The sequence below is a fragment of the Halarchaeum nitratireducens genome, assembly GCF_017874695.1.
Classification (GTDB): Archaea; Halobacteriota; Halobacteria; order Halobacteriales; family Halobacteriaceae; genus Halarchaeum; species Halarchaeum nitratireducens.
This window is the reverse complement of the sequence record NZ_JAGIKY010000016.1, coordinates 1-14,173: the sequence shown is the minus strand read 5'-3', so window position 1 is coordinate 14,173 and position 14,173 is coordinate 1. Positions and strand designations below refer to the sequence as shown.

17 protein-coding genes are annotated in these 14,173 nt (G+C 60.5%); 12 read left to right on the top strand and 5 right to left on the bottom strand.

Annotated features, from left to right (window positions below; genetic code table 11):
* Positions 1–91: 91 nt before the first annotated feature.
* From J2754_RS14040 to J2754_RS14020, 5 genes are all read left to right on the top strand, one after another.
* Positions 92–442 (top strand): ArsR/SmtB family transcription factor, encoded by a 351-nt coding sequence (locus tag J2754_RS14040; RefSeq protein WP_211087820.1) that lies wholly within the window; start codon positions 92–94, stop codon positions 440–442.
* A gap of 3 nt (positions 443–445) precedes the next feature.
* Positions 446–721, top strand: a complete 276-nt coding sequence (locus J2754_RS14035) for a DUF7521 family protein (RefSeq protein ID WP_211087819.1) — start codon at positions 446–448, stop codon at positions 719–721.
* A 158-nt stretch (positions 722–879) separates the two neighbouring features.
* Positions 880–1,374 (top strand): DUF411 domain-containing protein, encoded by a 495-nt coding sequence (locus J2754_RS14030; RefSeq protein WP_211087818.1) that lies wholly within the window; start codon positions 880–882, stop codon positions 1,372–1,374.
* Positions 1,375–1,433: 59 nt separating this feature from the next.
* Positions 1,434–1,805, top strand: coding sequence for a hypothetical protein (locus tag J2754_RS14025; protein WP_211087817.1), 372 nt, complete (start codon positions 1,434–1,436; stop codon positions 1,803–1,805).
* Between the two features lie 7 nt (positions 1,806–1,812).
* The gene (locus tag J2754_RS14020) at positions 1,813–2,694 is read left to right on the top strand and encodes a class I SAM-dependent methyltransferase (RefSeq protein WP_211087816.1); all 882 of its coding nucleotides are present in this window, start codon (positions 1,813–1,815) and stop codon (positions 2,692–2,694) included.
* A 9-nt stretch (positions 2,695–2,703) separates the two neighbouring features.
* On the opposite strand, the gene J2754_RS14015 is transcribed toward J2754_RS14020, so the two are convergent.
* The 5 genes from J2754_RS14015 to J2754_RS13995 form a co-directional block, all read right to left on the bottom strand.
* The gene (locus tag J2754_RS14015; RefSeq protein ID WP_211087815.1) at positions 2,704–3,390 is read right to left on the bottom strand and encodes a class I SAM-dependent methyltransferase; all 687 of its coding nucleotides are present in this window, start codon (positions 3,388–3,390) and stop codon (positions 2,704–2,706) included.
* Complete coding sequence (locus J2754_RS14010; protein ID WP_211087814.1) at positions 3,359–4,504, bottom strand: succinylglutamate desuccinylase/aspartoacylase family protein; 1,146 nt, start codon at positions 4,502–4,504, stop codon at positions 3,359–3,361. The genes J2754_RS14015 and J2754_RS14010 overlap by 32 nt, the downstream gene beginning before the upstream one ends.
* The gene (locus J2754_RS14005) at positions 4,501–5,121 is read right to left on the bottom strand and encodes a methyltransferase family protein (protein WP_211087813.1); all 621 of its coding nucleotides are present in this window, start codon (positions 5,119–5,121) and stop codon (positions 4,501–4,503) included. Before J2754_RS14005 ends, J2754_RS14010 begins: the two co-directional genes overlap by 4 nt.
* A gap of 5 nt (positions 5,122–5,126) precedes the next feature.
* Positions 5,127–7,091, bottom strand: a complete 1,965-nt coding sequence (locus tag J2754_RS14000) for a copper-translocating P-type ATPase (protein ID WP_245333066.1) — start codon at positions 7,089–7,091, stop codon at positions 5,127–5,129.
* A gap of 534 nt (positions 7,092–7,625) precedes the next feature.
* Positions 7,626–7,823, bottom strand: coding sequence for a heavy-metal-associated domain-containing protein (locus J2754_RS13995; RefSeq protein ID WP_211087811.1), 198 nt, complete (start codon positions 7,821–7,823; stop codon positions 7,626–7,628).
* 133 nt (positions 7,824–7,956) lie between these two features.
* Here J2754_RS13995 and J2754_RS13990 point away from each other — a divergent pair, with 133 nt between their 5' ends.
* The 7 genes from J2754_RS13990 to J2754_RS16765 all read left to right on the top strand — a co-directional run bounded on the left by J2754_RS13990 (position 7,957) and on the right by J2754_RS16765 (position 14,095).
* Positions 7,957–8,547: an AsnC family transcriptional regulator gene (locus J2754_RS13990; RefSeq protein WP_211087810.1), complete on the top strand. Its 591-nt coding sequence runs from the start codon at positions 7,957–7,959 to the stop codon at positions 8,545–8,547.
* A 161-nt stretch (positions 8,548–8,708) separates the two neighbouring features.
* On the top strand, positions 8,709–11,315 hold the full coding sequence (locus J2754_RS13985) for a heavy metal translocating P-type ATPase (RefSeq protein ID WP_211087809.1): 2,607 nt from the start codon (positions 8,709–8,711) through the stop codon (positions 11,313–11,315).
* Between the two features lie 40 nt (positions 11,316–11,355).
* Complete coding sequence (locus J2754_RS13980; RefSeq protein ID WP_245333057.1) at positions 11,356–11,559, top strand: DUF7123 family protein; 204 nt, start codon at positions 11,356–11,358, stop codon at positions 11,557–11,559.
* Positions 11,556–12,557, top strand: a complete 1,002-nt coding sequence (locus J2754_RS13975) for a DUF63 family protein (protein WP_211087807.1) — start codon at positions 11,556–11,558, stop codon at positions 12,555–12,557. The genes J2754_RS13980 and J2754_RS13975 overlap by 4 nt, the downstream gene beginning before the upstream one ends.
* A gap of 2 nt (positions 12,558–12,559) precedes the next feature.
* Positions 12,560–13,030, top strand: coding sequence for a hypothetical protein (locus tag J2754_RS13970; RefSeq protein WP_211087806.1), 471 nt, complete (start codon positions 12,560–12,562; stop codon positions 13,028–13,030).
* A gap of 13 nt (positions 13,031–13,043) precedes the next feature.
* Complete coding sequence (locus J2754_RS13965; RefSeq protein ID WP_211087805.1) at positions 13,044–13,745, top strand: DUF1405 domain-containing protein; 702 nt, start codon at positions 13,044–13,046, stop codon at positions 13,743–13,745.
* A complete protein-coding gene (locus J2754_RS16765) occupies positions 13,745–14,095 on the top strand; it encodes a cupredoxin domain-containing protein (RefSeq protein ID WP_425350999.1) in 351 nt (116 codons plus the stop codon). Before J2754_RS13965 ends, J2754_RS16765 begins: the two co-directional genes overlap by 1 nt.
* The last annotated feature ends 78 nt before the right edge of the window (positions 14,096–14,173 follow it).

The window sequence follows — 14,173 nt, the reverse complement described above, 5'->3', positions numbered from 1 at the left end:
GTACGCAGGGAGAGACGATATACCGGTAAGCCAGTGTTCTGAGTCAGAAAACCGGGCGGCTATTTTACCCCACTAGGACGAGTATGCGAGTGTGACTGAGGAGTTGAGCCCACCAGCCGTCTTTGCCACACTCGACGACGAGTACGCTCGTGATATTCTCGTGGCGACGAAGACGGACCGAATCTCTGCAAAAGAACTCAGCGAGGAATGCGATATGTCACGCCCAACCGTCTCCCGTCGCGTCAACACACTCGTCGAGCAAGGACTTCTCGAAGAGTACACGCACGTCGATCCCGCTGGTCGGCACTATCGGGAGTATGAGGCACGTCTCGAACGTATCGAAGTCCTCCTCCAAGACGAGGGGTTTGACATCCATATCGATGTCCGGCCGGATCCCGCGGACCGGATTACATCCATCTTCGAAAACATGCGAGGAGACTGATTCATGGAACACACATTATTCGTCATCGCCAAGCTGTTCATGACCGCGTTGGCTCTGGTCATCGCGTACCAAGCCTATCGCGGCTACCAACGCCACGGAACACAGCTGATGCTCTACGTCGCCCTTGGGTTCGCACTAATTGGCCTCGGCGGGCTCCTCGAAGGAGTGCTATTCGAACTGCTCCAGGTATCAATCTTCCAGGCAGGTCTCGTGGCTGCACTAGTCGCGGCAGCGGGAATGCTTTCAATCTTGTACGCGCTCTATGCGCCGAACCCCTGACGACCAATTCATAGGATCAAGTGGGACGTACTGCGTAGTTATCTTCTCAGTCTCTGGGGCAAAACGAAGGTTAATACCCTCCGCCGTGTTTGCATCCGTTCTCAATACGCAGGAAAGGTCGGCGTACTGTAGATACCTGCTGACAAACTGAAGTACGTATGAAGCGGAATGTGACGCGCCGTGGACTACTCCGGGTCGGCGGGACGACCGTCGCACTCGGAGTCGCCGGCTGTCTGGGGTCGCCAAGTGAGGACCAGTGGGCAATCGAGGGGATGCTGTCAGTGACGAACGCCCAACAGTTCAGCTCGCCAGGCTGCAGCTGTTGCGGACAGTACGCGTCGTACTTGCGGGAGTACCTCGACACGACGCTCCAAGAAACCGAGGCTGAGGACGTGACTACCCTCAAGCAGCAACACAACATTCCCACGGAACTACAGAGTTGTCACACGCTCGTTCTCGACGAATACGTCGTCGAAGGACACGTCCCTGCCGAGGTTATCGCCACGCTACTCGACGAAGAGCCGGCCATCGACGGCATCGCGCTGCCCGGAATGCCGGCCGGGTCGCCGGGAATGGGCGGGTCCAAGTCCGACTCGTTCATCGTCTACGCACTCGGTGACGGGAAGACGGATGAGGTGTACGCCGAAATATAGGAGCCTGATCGAGTGAAACTGGTCAAGATTCTTTGGGACGGCAGACGATGGTCTGAACGATGATTAGACGACTCCTCCACGATATCGGATACGTGATCGCGTATGTTCTCTTCGTCGGCGCAAACACACCGGATTCGGTCGTCAAGCGCCTCCGCGTGGCGTACCGCCTCGTCGGCGTCCGGATCGTCGAGACACCACAGGTCGATTCAGTCGAGCGGACGATCTTTCTCTGTCCGTATCGGAATTTGGGTGCCAACTGGTTTGGGGAGAAGTGGATTTGTCATGACATCCTCGACCGTATCGACGATGGATACGTGACGTATCTCCGACGGCACAAGGGAATCGACTACCAGCGTCCTCGCGGGTGTACCGACCTCGCGTACTGCGACGAATCTGAGTACTGCTATTCAGAGGTTTCCGAACTCGAATAGGTGACCGATGGATCAGAGTACTCTACGCAACCGAATCACCGATCAGTTCTCCTACCGCGGTGAACGAGCCGACATCTGGCGGGCCTTCGATCTCCTGCTCGACACTGACGAGTTCCTCAATCTCGGCTATTCGGAGTGGTACCAGCCACATATTGTCGGATCGAGTCAGCGTCGACTCGTCACGGAAGTCGGATCGAGAGTCTCGTCACATCTATCCGCAACGGACGGAGTTCGTCTCCTCGATGTCGGTTGTGGCCGAGGGGGGCCGGCGATCCACCTCGCCGACCGATTCGGCTTCCGAGTTACTGGACTGGATCTCGTTCCGTACAACCTCAAGCGGGCAACCGAGAACGCACGCGGGAAGTGCGTCGAAACCGATTTCGTCGGCGGCGACGCCACACAGCTTCCGTTCGCGACGGACTCGTTTACCGCGTGCACAGCCATCGATGCCCTCGTTTATCTCCCCGACCGGAACAGCGTCTTCGCCGCGGTCGCGGATGTTCTCGAACCGGAGGGAGTTCTCGTCCTCTCCGACCTCGTGGTGCAGTCCGACGTAACTGAGACAGAACGGAGGTTCGTCGACTCGTTTGCAGACGCGTGGGACATGCCGTCAATAGGGGCGGTCGAGCAGTACACGGCCGGTCTCGAAGACGCGAATCTCGAACTCAAGACTGTCGAGAACATCACGAACCACAGCGTCGGGCGGTTTCGGAAGTGGACGACGCTGTACCTTCAGCTTCTCGGGAGTCCGATTCGGTCGCTCATCGAACGACTGTTACGAGCGTATGACCTCGATCCAACGGCGATTACCGAACAGGTGAGGGCCGCGCACCGTGCGTTGCCGTTCCTGCAGCACGTCATCCTCGTTGCGAAAGCGAAGCCGCTCTGACGTGGTTACTCACACGAAACGAGAAAGAATCGAACCCATACGTCGGCGTTTGAGCGTCCCACGGACGATTGGAACGATCCGCGGGATGTCCTCCAGCCGTGTGTAATCTACGAGTTCGAATCGATCGTCGTCTCGAAATATTTCGTCCGTCTCACGATTCAGGTGACACCCGCCAGCGACGGTGTGCCATGCGGGCGCGAGTACGTCGTGGGCGATACCCACGGCGCCTTCCCCGCGGACGTGCTCGAGAAACCGGAACTCACCACCTGGCTTCAGTACCCGGGCCACCTCGGAGAGTGTGGCATCAAAATCGGGGATGGTACAGAACACGAGTGACGCGATGACGACATCGAAGGAATCGTCAGCGAACGGGAGTGCTTCTGCACCGGCGCTTTCGATCTCGATTTCAAGCCCGAGGTCGCGTGCTCGTTCGAGCGCTTTCCGGCGCATATGTGGGTCTGGCTCAATCGCGAACAGTGTGACAGTTCCGCTGTCAGCAGCTGCTTCTCTAACGTGCGGAAACATCGCACCTGTCCCCGCACCAAGGTCCAGAACCGCCCCGGCGATATCATCCACGAGATAGCGGCGGTGTTCGGCAAGCACGGTTCTCTCTGCCGGTTTCATCACCGGATCATACAGCCGCGCGAATATCGGATGAGACGGCTCAGTCGTCTCTATTCTCTCGTTCAGTGTCATGAGTGTTTTCAGAGTGTGTTGAATCAGTTTCGTGTTCGTGGTGGGCGTACCAGCGAGGTTCGGGCCATTGGAATCCACCTTCACGGTAGACGTCGAACACGCCCCGCTCAATGTCGTCGCGAATGATGTCGGCGGTTCCCTCGTCAACGCTCACGAAGTGACACAGCGGGTGGCCCGGGTACGCCACTGCATTTTCGAGGACACCGACAACGATGCCGGTCGATGGAGCGCGAATCGTCTCGATGTCGTTCTTGAAGTGGTCGGAAATCGTGAACAGCGGCTCGTCTTCCTCAACGAGAGGGTGCGGGCCCCACTCCATCTCGACGAGCCCCCCAGTTTCGGCACGGAGCCACGTTTTCTCACCGTCGCGGGCGACCACGCGCGTCCACCCGGGCCAGGACACCGGTTGGTTGGGAAGGACCTCGTGTTCGGCGAGGACGCTCGCGACACAGTGGAGCGCTCGGTCGAGGTGCGCGGTCTGGAATCGATGGGCGCGCCCCATCTCAACCGTGACCGTGGGGATACCGTCCTGACAGGCCACGTGTCGGAGTGTCCCTCGTGAACCCTCGCCGTCGAGGATGACGCTCGTGCCGAACGCGCGGGCGAGTCGTTCCACAGCCGGGTCGCGCATATCTGCGCGGACGTGGTACATCGTCGTGCGGTTGCGCGTCGACGTGTGGAAGTCAAGCCCGATGTCACACTTCGAGATGAACTCCTCGTAAATCGTGTTTGCGAGCCGTTTTGCTAGCGTACTTCGAGCACTGCCAGGGAACGAGCGGTTGAGATCTTCGTCATAGATCGGGATGTACCGTTGCTGGGCCAGAAATCCTGGGACATTCAGTACGTGGAGGCAGACAAGCGTCCCGTGAAGATCACTCGGTTCGTACTCGGCTGCGACCTCTTGGATGATCTTGACCCCGTTGAGTTCGTCGCCGTGAACTGCGGCTGTCAAGCAGACTGTCGGTCCCGCTTGGTCACCATTGACGACAGTGACTGGCAGTTCAATCGCGTCGTCGTGAAACGTTGTCGCGACGGCATACCGGAACTGAGACTTCTCACCGGATGGAATCGTCCTACCCCCGACTTCGATCTGGTGTGGTGAATCACTGGTCATTGGTTCCCTCCCTTCGTTCGGTCGGTCTGTTCCTGCTGCGGTGGTTCGCGGTGCGTTCGGCCGAGGAACCGCGGCACCGATCTGAGATATTCCTCGTAGGCGTCGCCGTACTGCTCGCGGAGCCACGGCTCTTCGGCGAGTGGTGCGAGCAGGAACCACACGATTCCACCGATGGCGAGAATGACCGTTTGAATCGAACCTGCGAGGAGGCCTCCGCTGGCGAGCATGGCGATGAACCCCACGTACTGTGGATTGCGAGAGAAGCGATACGGTCCCTCAGTTTGAAGGTGGCCTTCGAGACCACTGCTCTCCCAGAATCCGAGTGTCCACATCGCCCAGATGGACAGCGCTGTGCCTGCTACGAAAACAAGCACACAGACGAGTTGCACCACCACCGGTGGTTCGTACCAGTGCCACCAGTCGAGGTATGCAACGCCGACCAGACCAACACCGTATAGCATCCACGCACTCCAGCTCACCCAGAATGTCCAGTTCCGCGTTCCGTGCGGCCAGAACTGGAATGTTGGACTGACGATGGTAGCAAGGAGGCCACCCAGTAGGAGTCCCCCAGATAGGAGACCGACGCTGAACAATGTCTGTGTCGCCTGGAGTGCCATAGGGATCACGCACCAATGTCGGGCACGGAAATATCGGCGCTGCGGAGACGACGGGCGTTGATAGCGACGATGATCGTCGACAGCGACATGAACACGGCACCGATGGCCGGCGACAGCAGGATGCCGATCGGTGCGAGGACTCCGGCAGCGAGTGGGAGCGCGAAAACGTTGTAGCCGGTCGCCCAGACGAGATTCTCCTGCATCTTCCGGTAACTCGCCTTCGAGAGCTTGATGAGCCGCACCACGTCCAGCGGATTATTGTCGACGAGGATGATATCGCCAGACTCGATGGCGACGTCGGTCCCTGAACCGATGGCAATACCGACGTCAGCTCGCGTGAGTGCTGGCGCGTCGTTGACGCCGTCGCCGACCATCGCGACTAGTTTCCCCTCGGACTGGAGCGCTTCGACTTTCGTGTCCTTTTCGTCGGGGAGTACCTCCGCGAAGTACTGGTCGATACCGAGTTCCTCCGAGACAGCCCGTGCGACGTCCTCCGAGTCACCGGTCAGCATCGCCACCTCGATGTCCATCGCGTGTAGCGCCTCGATGGCCTGCCGACTTTCTTCCCGAATAACGTCCGCCAGCGCAAATGCTGCGACGACTTCGGATTCGTCGTGAACCAGGTAGATAACCGTCTCTGCGTTCGAGCCAGCTTCCTCCGCGAAGGCAGCGATTTCGTTGGGCCGCTCGATACCGAATTTCTCAATCAGGTTCGGTCCACCGATATGCACCGTCTCGCCGTCCACAGTGGCTCTGACGCCGAGACCGCGGAAGTTCTCGAAGTTCGAAACGCTCGCTCGCTGGACGTTCCGTTCCTCGGCGGCGTCCCGGATGGCGCGAGCAATCATGTGCTCGGAGTCACCCTCGACACCAGCGGCGACTTCGAACGCTCGCTCTTCACTCCAGTCACCCGCCGTCTCGACACCGACGACGCCCTGTTCGCCCTTCGTGAGGGTCCCGGTCTTGTCGAACATCACCGTGTCTAGGTTGCGGGATTCCTCCATGGCAATGCGGTCGCGGATGAGCATCCCGTTCTTGGCAGCCGTCGAGGTGTTGATTGCGACAACCAGTGGAACGGCCAGGCCGAGTGCGTGTGGACACGCGATAACCAGGACCGTCACGACACGCTCGAGGACGGTGATATTGTACCCGGTGGCGACGACCCACGCGACGGCCGTAATCGCCGCGACGCCGAGTGCCACGTAGAACAGCCAGCCAGCTGCCTTGTCGGCGAGCAACTGGGTCCGAGATTTGGATTGTTGGGCCTCTTCGACGAGTCGCATGATGCCCGCAAGCGCCGTCTCGTCGCCAGTCTTCGTGATTTTGACGCGGAGGCTCCCGTCCTGATTGACCGTTCCGGCGACCACCTCTGATCCGGGCTCTTTCCCGACTGGTCTGGATTCGCCGGTAATCATCGACTCGTCAACGGACGACTCGCCCTCGACGACTTCGCCGTCGGCAGGCACGCTCGCGCCCGGGCGAACGAGCACGATGTCGTCCTCGCCGAGTTCGGAGACAGGCACTTCCTCGGTATCCCCACTCTCTGTGATGCGCTCGGCAGTGTCGGGCATGAGTTTCGCCAATTCGTCGAGCGCCCCTGAGGCTGCTCGGACCGACCGCATCTCCACCCAGTGGCCCAGCAGCATGATGTCGATCAGCGTGACGAGTTCCCAGAAAAACGGTGTCGTCCCTTCGAGAAACAGACTCGCAACCGAGTAGACGAACGCGACCGAGATCGCCAGCGAGATGAGCATCATCATGCCCGGCTCGCGGTTTTTCAGTTCCGTCCGGGCCATCGAGAGGAAGGGCACACCACCGTATGCGAAGATCACGACCGCAAGTGCCGGCGTTATCCACGCACTCCCGGGGAACGTAGGGGCCGTATAGCCGAAGACGTCCTGAATGAATTCGCTAAAGATGAGGACTGGCACCGAGAGCGCGAGCGACACCCAGAATCGTCGCCTGAACATTGCCTCGTGGCCTGAGTGATCCGTGTGATCGCTGTGGTCCCCGTTTCCACCCCTGTGTCCCTTCTCGTGGGCGTTACCACCATGGTCGTGCTCGTCGTGTACGTGCTCTGCTTCTGTAGAGTGAGCGTGCTCGGCCGCAGCGGGGCGGTGCGCGTGTTCGGCATCGTGCTCGTGTTGCGCGTGTTCGTCCGGGGGTTCTGATTCCGTGGGGGCCTCATCCGCCGTAGGTTGTGCTTCGTGCTCAGGAGAGTGGGAATGCTGCTCTGATGACGCGTGGGCTGATGCTCGTGGTTCCGACTCTGCTTTTAATCGGCAAATTCGACAACAGTAGACGGGTCCTTCGGATTGATGTGAGGTGTGGCCCTCTTTAGAGGGATTTTCGGAGGTCTCGTGGTCTGGATTGTTGCTCATGGCGTGGGTTTTGGTGCCGTCCCTTATTATGCTGTCCAGACCCTGATACAGCGCGGTGCCATCGAAAGGGTCGGCAACGAACGAGAACGGCGGGGCGGTCGGTGGCGTGCGTTCCGGTGGTTCTCAGGCGGAGGCGGTGTATCCAGCGTCCTCGACGGCCTGGACGAGTGCCGTGACGTCAGCATCGCCATCGACGCTCGCCTGTTCAGCTTCTCTATCAGCGTTCGCGTCGGTCACGCCGCTCACTTCTCGAAGCGCGTCTTCGACGGTCTGTTCACAGTGGCCGCAGGTCATTCCCTCAACGGTGATGGTCGTCGACATACACAGATACATACGAGAGGGACCTCTTTGTCATTTTCTGCTTCGAATCCAAAGTCTATCCGGTATTGGAAAATGGCATTCGAAATCTCACGCTGGGAAACAGTCTTGTGATGCGGGGGTTCTATGCGTAGATATGCGTGATTTAGACGAGACAGACATGGAGATCCTCTCGTTACTGGCAGAGGATGCACGGCGCTCGTTCAGTAGCATCGGTGAGAAAGTGGATCTCTCAGGGCCAGCCGTCTCGGACCGTGTGAAACGGTTAGAGGAAGCCGACATCATCAACGGCTTCACCATCGACGTGAACCGGGCACAGCTGCGAGCTGGCGTTCCGGTGTTCGTCCGGTTTGAAAACGACACATCGGCTATCGAGCCGCTTCGAAGCCGACTCCAGGATGCGGAGGGTATCGAACACCTCTTCGTCACTGCCGAGGGGAAAATCTGGTTCTACGGCCGTGCGGAGGGGCAGAACGTTCGACGGTGGATCAATAGCCTCCTCGAAGATGCGCCATCGACGGACTACTCGGTGACGCTCGTCGATGACCTCGAATGGACGCCCTCACTCGACGGCACTGAGTTCGCAATCACATGTGCCGAGTGTGGGAATACGGTCGATAGCGAGGGCGAATCCGTTCGAATCGACGATGATGTCTATCACTTCTGTTGTCCGTCGTGCCGTAGTCGCTTCGAAGACCAGTATCAGCGTCTCGAAGAAGGGGCCTAAGCTGTAGTCGCGGTTTCCGCTCCGAGTCGATGGGGTCGACATTGGCATCCTTCGGCGGTGAAATGGAAGTAGACCTTTGAATCTAAATTCTACACCAGTCTAAAGCCCTAGTCTCGAAACAGTAACTGCACTAAGGAAGGACCACGTAGTATAGGACAGGAATGGGAACGCGAACTGCACATCTCGACATCACAGGGATGACCTGTGCTAACTGCTCGGCGACAGTTGGCGATGCGCTCGAGTCCCTCGACGGCGTTGTCGAGGCGAACGCGAACTTCGCCACTGACGAGGGCTCCGTCGAGTACGACCCTGACGAGGTATCGCTCGAAGAGATATTCGAGGCCATCGAAGATGCCGGGTACGGTGCGGTGTCTGACACCGTGACAATCGGCATCTCCGATATGACCTGTGCCAACTGTGTACAGACCAATGAGACTGCCCTAGAGAACACACCAGGTGTCATCGCGGCCGAGGCGAACTTCGCCACCGACGAAGCCCAAGTCCGGTACAACCCCGCGGACACGTCGCTGGATGCACTCTACGATGCCATCGAGAGCGCGGGCTACTCGCCCGTCCGAGAGGACAGCGCCGACGGCGACTCCGGTGAGGACGCGCGCGACGCCGCGCGACAGGCTGAGATCCGCAAACAGCTTCGACTGACCCTGTTTGGTGCGGTACTCGCCGCTCCGCTTCTCTTCTTCCTGCTAGAGAAGTACCTCCTCGGCGGCGGGGTCGTCCCGGAGACGGTCTTTGGTGTCGAGTTCGGCTGGGTCGAGTTCTTGCTGGCGACGCCCGTTCAGCTGGTGCTCGGCTGGCCGTTCTACAAGAACTCGTACAATGCGCTGGTGAACAACAAGCGCGCCAACATGGACGTGCTGATCGCGCTGGGCTCGACCACCGCGTACGTCTACTCCGTCGCCGTCCTCTCCGGGCTCATCGCGGGCGGCCTGTACTTCGACACCGCAGCGCTCATCCTCGTGTTCATCACGCTCGGGAACTACCTCGAAGCCCGCTCGAAGGGCCAGGCCGGCGAAGCACTCCGCAAACTGCTGGAGATGGAAGCCGAGACGGCCACCGTCGTCGACGAGGACGGCAACGAGGAGGAAATTCCGCTGGAAGACGTCGAGGTCGGCGACCGGATGAAGGTCCGACCCGGCGAGAAAATCCCGACGGACGGCGTGGTCATCGACGGCCAGTCGGCGGTCGACGAGTCGATGGTCACCGGAGAATCCGTCCCCGTCGAGAAAAGCGAGGGCGACGAGGTCGTCGGCTCCACCATCAACGAGAACGGCGTGCTCGTCGTGGAGGCGACGAAGGTCGGCGAGGACACGGCACTCCAGCAGATCGTGCAGACGGTCAAGGAGGCGCAGTCGCGCCAGCCCGACATCCAGAATCTTGCGGACCGCATCTCTGCGTACTTCGTGCCGGCGGTCATCGGGAACGCAGTCTTCTGGGGGCTGGTGTGGTTCCTGTTCCCCGAGGTGCTCGCCGGCTTCGTCGAGTGGCTCCCGCTGTGGGGCCTCGTCGCCGGCGGGCCAGCCGTCGCAGGTGGGGCCGTCTCGGTCTTCGAGTTCGCCGTTATCGTCTTCGCCTCCGCGGTGCTCATCGCCTGTCCCTGCGCGCTGGGGCTGGCGACGCCCGCCGCGACGATGGTTGGGACGACTATCGGCGCACAAAATGGCGTGCTGTTCAAGGGTGGTGACATCCTCGAACGCGCGAAGGACGTCGATACGGTCGTCTTCGACAAGACTGGGACGCTCACGAAAGGTGAGATGGAACTGACCGACGTCGTCGTGTTCGACGGTGACGGACAGCCGCTCACGGATGGCGGCGATACTGCTGCCGATGGTGGCCAACTGACCGCTCGTGACCGTCTCGGTGAGGAGGATGTCCTGCGGCTCGCGGCCACGGCCGAACATGCGAGCGAACACCCGCTTGCCCGTGCCATTGTCGACGGCGCCGAAGAGCGGGGGATCGACGTGACCGACCCGGACGACTTCGAGAACGTCCCCGGCCACGGCATCCAAGCGACCGTCGGTGACAGCGAGGTCCTGGTCGGAAATCGGAAGCTCCTCCGTGACAACGGAATCAACCCGTCGCCCGCGCAGGACACGATGGAGCGCCTCGAGAACGAGGGGAAGACGGCGATGCTCGTCGCCTACGAGGGCGAACTCGTGGGTGTGGTCGCGGACGCCGACACGATCAAGGAGAGCGCGAAAGACGCGGTGAGTCAGCTCCAGGAGCGCGGCGTCGACGTGATGATGATCACCGGCGACAACGAGCGTACCGCCCGCGCCGTCGCCGAACAGGTCGGCATCGACCCCGAGAACGTCCGCGCGGAGGTCCTCCCCGAGGACAAGTCCGACGCCGTCGAGTCCATCCAGGACGAGGGGCGGCAGGCGATGATGGTCGGTGACGGCGTCAACGACGCGCCCGCCCTTGCCGTCGCGTATGTTGGAACGGCCATCGGCTCGGGTACTGACGTCGCCATCGAGGCCGCGGACGTCACGTTGATGCGCGACGACCCAGTCGACGTCGTGAAAGCGATCCGCATCTCGGACGCGACGCTCGCGAAGATCAAGCAGAACCTCGTCTGGGCGCTCGGCTACAACACGGCGATGATCCCGCTCGCGTCACTCGGTCTCCTGCAACCCGTGCTCGCCGCGGGCGCGATGGCGTTCTCCAGCGTGTCGGTGCTGTCGAACAGCCTGCTGTTCCGGCGGTACACCCCAGATCACGACTACAAACTGCTCGGGAAACTCCGCTGAACACTACTGCCCTCGACTCATGTCATCTATTTCCCGCCGCATGGTACACGCGTATCTCGTCGAGAACGCCGATACTGAGCCCACGTACCTTCGGGCTCGGGATATCGCCAGCGACCTCGATGGGTCACCGAAAGCCGTCGCACAGTATCTGAGCCAGCTCCAAGACGACCTCACCGACGTGTCGCTCGAACAGTGGGGGCGCTCGAAGAGCACAACGTGGCGAATTGAGGTGAGCGAATCGTGAGTACCGTTGCGGGGCGCGTCGAAACCGTCCTCCCCGACACCGGCACCCGAGAATGGTGGGCGCTGTATCTGCTTGCCCCGGTCGTCCTCGTCGGTGCCGCACTCCTCGCGTTCCCGTCGCTCGTCTACGACCGGTTCGTCTGGCAGTATCTCTGGGGCCCGGTCGTCGCCGACGCTGCCGGCCAGCCAGTCACACACAAGGGAATACAGGCCGTCCGCGGATACAACACCGTGAACACGGTGGCCTATCTCGCGGCCGTCGTGTACAGTCTCCCAGGACTCCGGGCATATCTCGACTACCTCGATGTCACGTTCGATGCGCGGCTCGCGTACGGGTTCGCCCCAATCATCGTCGCCGGCGGGGCGATGCGCGCCCTCGAGGATATCGGACTGCTCGGCGACTACGCAGTGTGGTTCATCACGCCCTCGATCTACTTCGTCGTTACCGCCGTCACCGTCCTCGCACTCGGCGTCGGCGCACTCGCTCGCAATCGGAATATCGGGTCCATCCCGTCGATCGTCGGTCTCGTCGGGTCGGTCTGGGCGATTGGAGCCGTCGGGTGGGCACTCTGGTATGGACTCTCGACGGCAGCGACATTCCGCCTGTGGGTTCCTGTTGCGACGACGGGGATCGCCCTCGGCGTGACCGCGCTCTACTACTGGGGGGCGAGCCTCGTCGATATTGCACATCTCCGCCATCCGCTGTTCCTGTTGGCCGTTTTCGGGCAGATGTGGGACGCTGCGCAGAATCTCGTCGGCGTGACCTTCCTCGGCTATTCCCCCAAGCTGGTCGTTACGAATCTCGTGTATCAAGCGACTGGATTCTCGGGGTCAACATTCGTTCTCAAACTCCTCGTAACCGGTGGCATCGTGTGGTACCTCGCAGACGTGAAAGACGAGATGAATCACACGTGGTGGTGGCTCATGACGTTCTTCATCGGGGCGATCGGACTCCCAATGGGCGTCCGTGGATCCCTTCGAATGATGCTCGGGGTCTGACAATGGAGACGATGAACACGAGCGATACGATACGGCAGTACAGCGCGGCAATCGCACTTGTTTCGGGAGTCTACTCGCTGCTCTCCGCGACAACCGGCAGCGGGATGATGAGCTCGAACAGCGGGCTCCTTATGGCACTCCTCGGCGTCGTCGTGGTCGTCCACGGCGTCGTCCTGCTGACGCCCTACGCGAGTCGGCTCGGGAACGCGAGTGGTCCCCTGATGATCGGCTACTCGCTCGTGATGTTGCTCAACCAGGCACTGGTCGGTGTTACCGGGAGTATGAACTGGGGAATGGGTGGCGGGATGGAGTCCGGTATGAACGGCGGAATGGATGGCGGGATGAGCGGTGGCATGGGCTCGACGATGACCGCCGGGATGGCCTGGGACCTCGGAATGGTCGCGCTCGCAGTCCTGATGTTGTTCAGTGGGATCATCATGATGAACCGGCGAAACGACAGCTCAGGGATGTAATTCGGCGAGACGAATGACGTCCGTACCTACAGCGACAACGAATCGACTGCCCAGCTACCTCGCCCCGCTCCCCCGGCGCGTCGAGGACCTCGCACTTCGGTACGCGTGGGCCATCGTCGCGATTAATCTGGCCGGGACTGCGTTCGGGTTCTGGTACTACCGCTTCCAGCTGGCCCAAACCCCGATAGTGATGTGGCCGTTCGTCCCCGACAGCCCCGCTGCGACGCTGTTCGTCGCGCTTAGTCTCGCCGCGTGGAAACTGGACTACGACGTCGAGTGGCTCCATATGCTCGCCTTCTTCGGAAACATCAAACTCGGGCTTTGGACGCCGTTCGTCCAGCTGGTTCTCAACGGGGCGGGCGATATCGAACCCTGGCTCTACTGGTTTCTCATCGTGAGCCATCTCGCGATGAGTCTGCAGTCGTTCCTGATCTATCGCTACGCCGAGTTCTCAGTCAGTGCGGTCGCCGTCGCCACCGTCTGGTACGGGCTTAACGACATCGTGGATTACTTTGCGCCGCTCGTTGGGGAGTTCCATCACACGTTCCTGCGGGCCGAACTCGTCAACGGAATCATTGATCACTCGGGGCAAGCCCACGACTTCGCAGCGGCCGCGGCAGTGACGCTGACGCTTGCCGCGACGTTTCTGGCACTAGCGACGCGAATAAAGAAACTCGAACCGAGCGGTGATCCCTCCAAACGAGGGCTGGACTAATGAATTGCTGCTCACGACGAACGGTGCTTCGTCGGAGCGGGGGTGTGCTAACTGCCGGGATGGCCGGAATTGCTGGCTGCCTCGGAGGGGGAGGCCCGCCGGAGCCAATAGTCACGATGACGAGTGACCTTCGGTTCGATCCTGTTGAGATCACAATCGAACCCGGCCAGCAAGTTACCTGGGAGAACAAGAGTCCTGCTCCCCATACGGCATCAGCATACGAAGAGTCGCTGCCAGAGGAGGCGGCGTATTTCGCCAGCGGTGGCTACGAATCCGAACGGGCTGTCCGACAGAGCACGTCGTCGAGAGGATTTCTCGAACGAGGTGAGACATCATCCGTCTTTAGTTAAGCGAGAAACCGCGTGATAGCGGCGGCTTATCGAGGCATCTTTCGGAAGGAATGAGGAAGTCCAGTCTGTGTACGACAA

Bases quoted from the DNA above. Each gene is read 5' to 3' on its own strand.
- J2754_RS14035 (WP_211087819.1), top strand. From the start codon at position 446: ATGGAACACACATTATTCGTCATCGCCAAGCTGTTCATGACCGCGTTG.
- J2754_RS14030 (WP_211087818.1), top strand. From the start codon at position 880: ATGAAGCGGAATGTGACGCGCCGTGGACTACTCCGGGTCGGCGGGACG.
- J2754_RS14025 (WP_211087817.1), top strand. From the start codon at position 1,434: ATGATTAGACGACTCCTCCACGATATCGGATACGTGATCGCGTATGTT.
- J2754_RS14020 (WP_211087816.1), top strand. From the start codon at position 1,813: ATGGATCAGAGTACTCTACGCAACCGAATCACCGATCAGTTCTCCTAC.
- J2754_RS14015 (WP_211087815.1), bottom strand. From the start codon at position 3,390: ATGACACTGAACGAGAGAATAGAGACGACTGAGCCGTCTCATCCGATA.
- J2754_RS14010 (WP_211087814.1), bottom strand. From the start codon at position 4,504: ATGACCAGTGATTCACCACACCAGATCGAAGTCGGGGGTAGGACGATT.
- J2754_RS14005 (WP_211087813.1), bottom strand. From the start codon at position 5,121: ATGGCACTCCAGGCGACACAGACATTGTTCAGCGTCGGTCTCCTATCT.
- J2754_RS14000 (WP_245333066.1), bottom strand. From the start codon at position 7,091: ATGTTCAGGCGACGATTCTGGGTGTCGCTCGCGCTCTCGGTGCCAGTC.
- J2754_RS13995 (WP_211087811.1), bottom strand. From the start codon at position 7,823: ATGTCGACGACCATCACCGTTGAGGGAATGACCTGCGGCCACTGTGAA.
- J2754_RS13990 (WP_211087810.1), top strand. From the start codon at position 7,957: ATGCGTGATTTAGACGAGACAGACATGGAGATCCTCTCGTTACTGGCA.
- J2754_RS13985 (WP_211087809.1), top strand. From the start codon at position 8,709: ATGGGAACGCGAACTGCACATCTCGACATCACAGGGATGACCTGTGCT.
- J2754_RS13980 (WP_245333057.1), top strand. From the start codon at position 11,356: ATGGTACACGCGTATCTCGTCGAGAACGCCGATACTGAGCCCACGTAC.
- J2754_RS13970 (WP_211087806.1), top strand. From the start codon at position 12,560: ATGGAGACGATGAACACGAGCGATACGATACGGCAGTACAGCGCGGCA.
- J2754_RS13965 (WP_211087805.1), top strand. From the start codon at position 13,044: ATGACGTCCGTACCTACAGCGACAACGAATCGACTGCCCAGCTACCTC.
- J2754_RS16765 (WP_425350999.1), top strand. From the start codon at position 13,745: ATGAATTGCTGCTCACGACGAACGGTGCTTCGTCGGAGCGGGGGTGTG.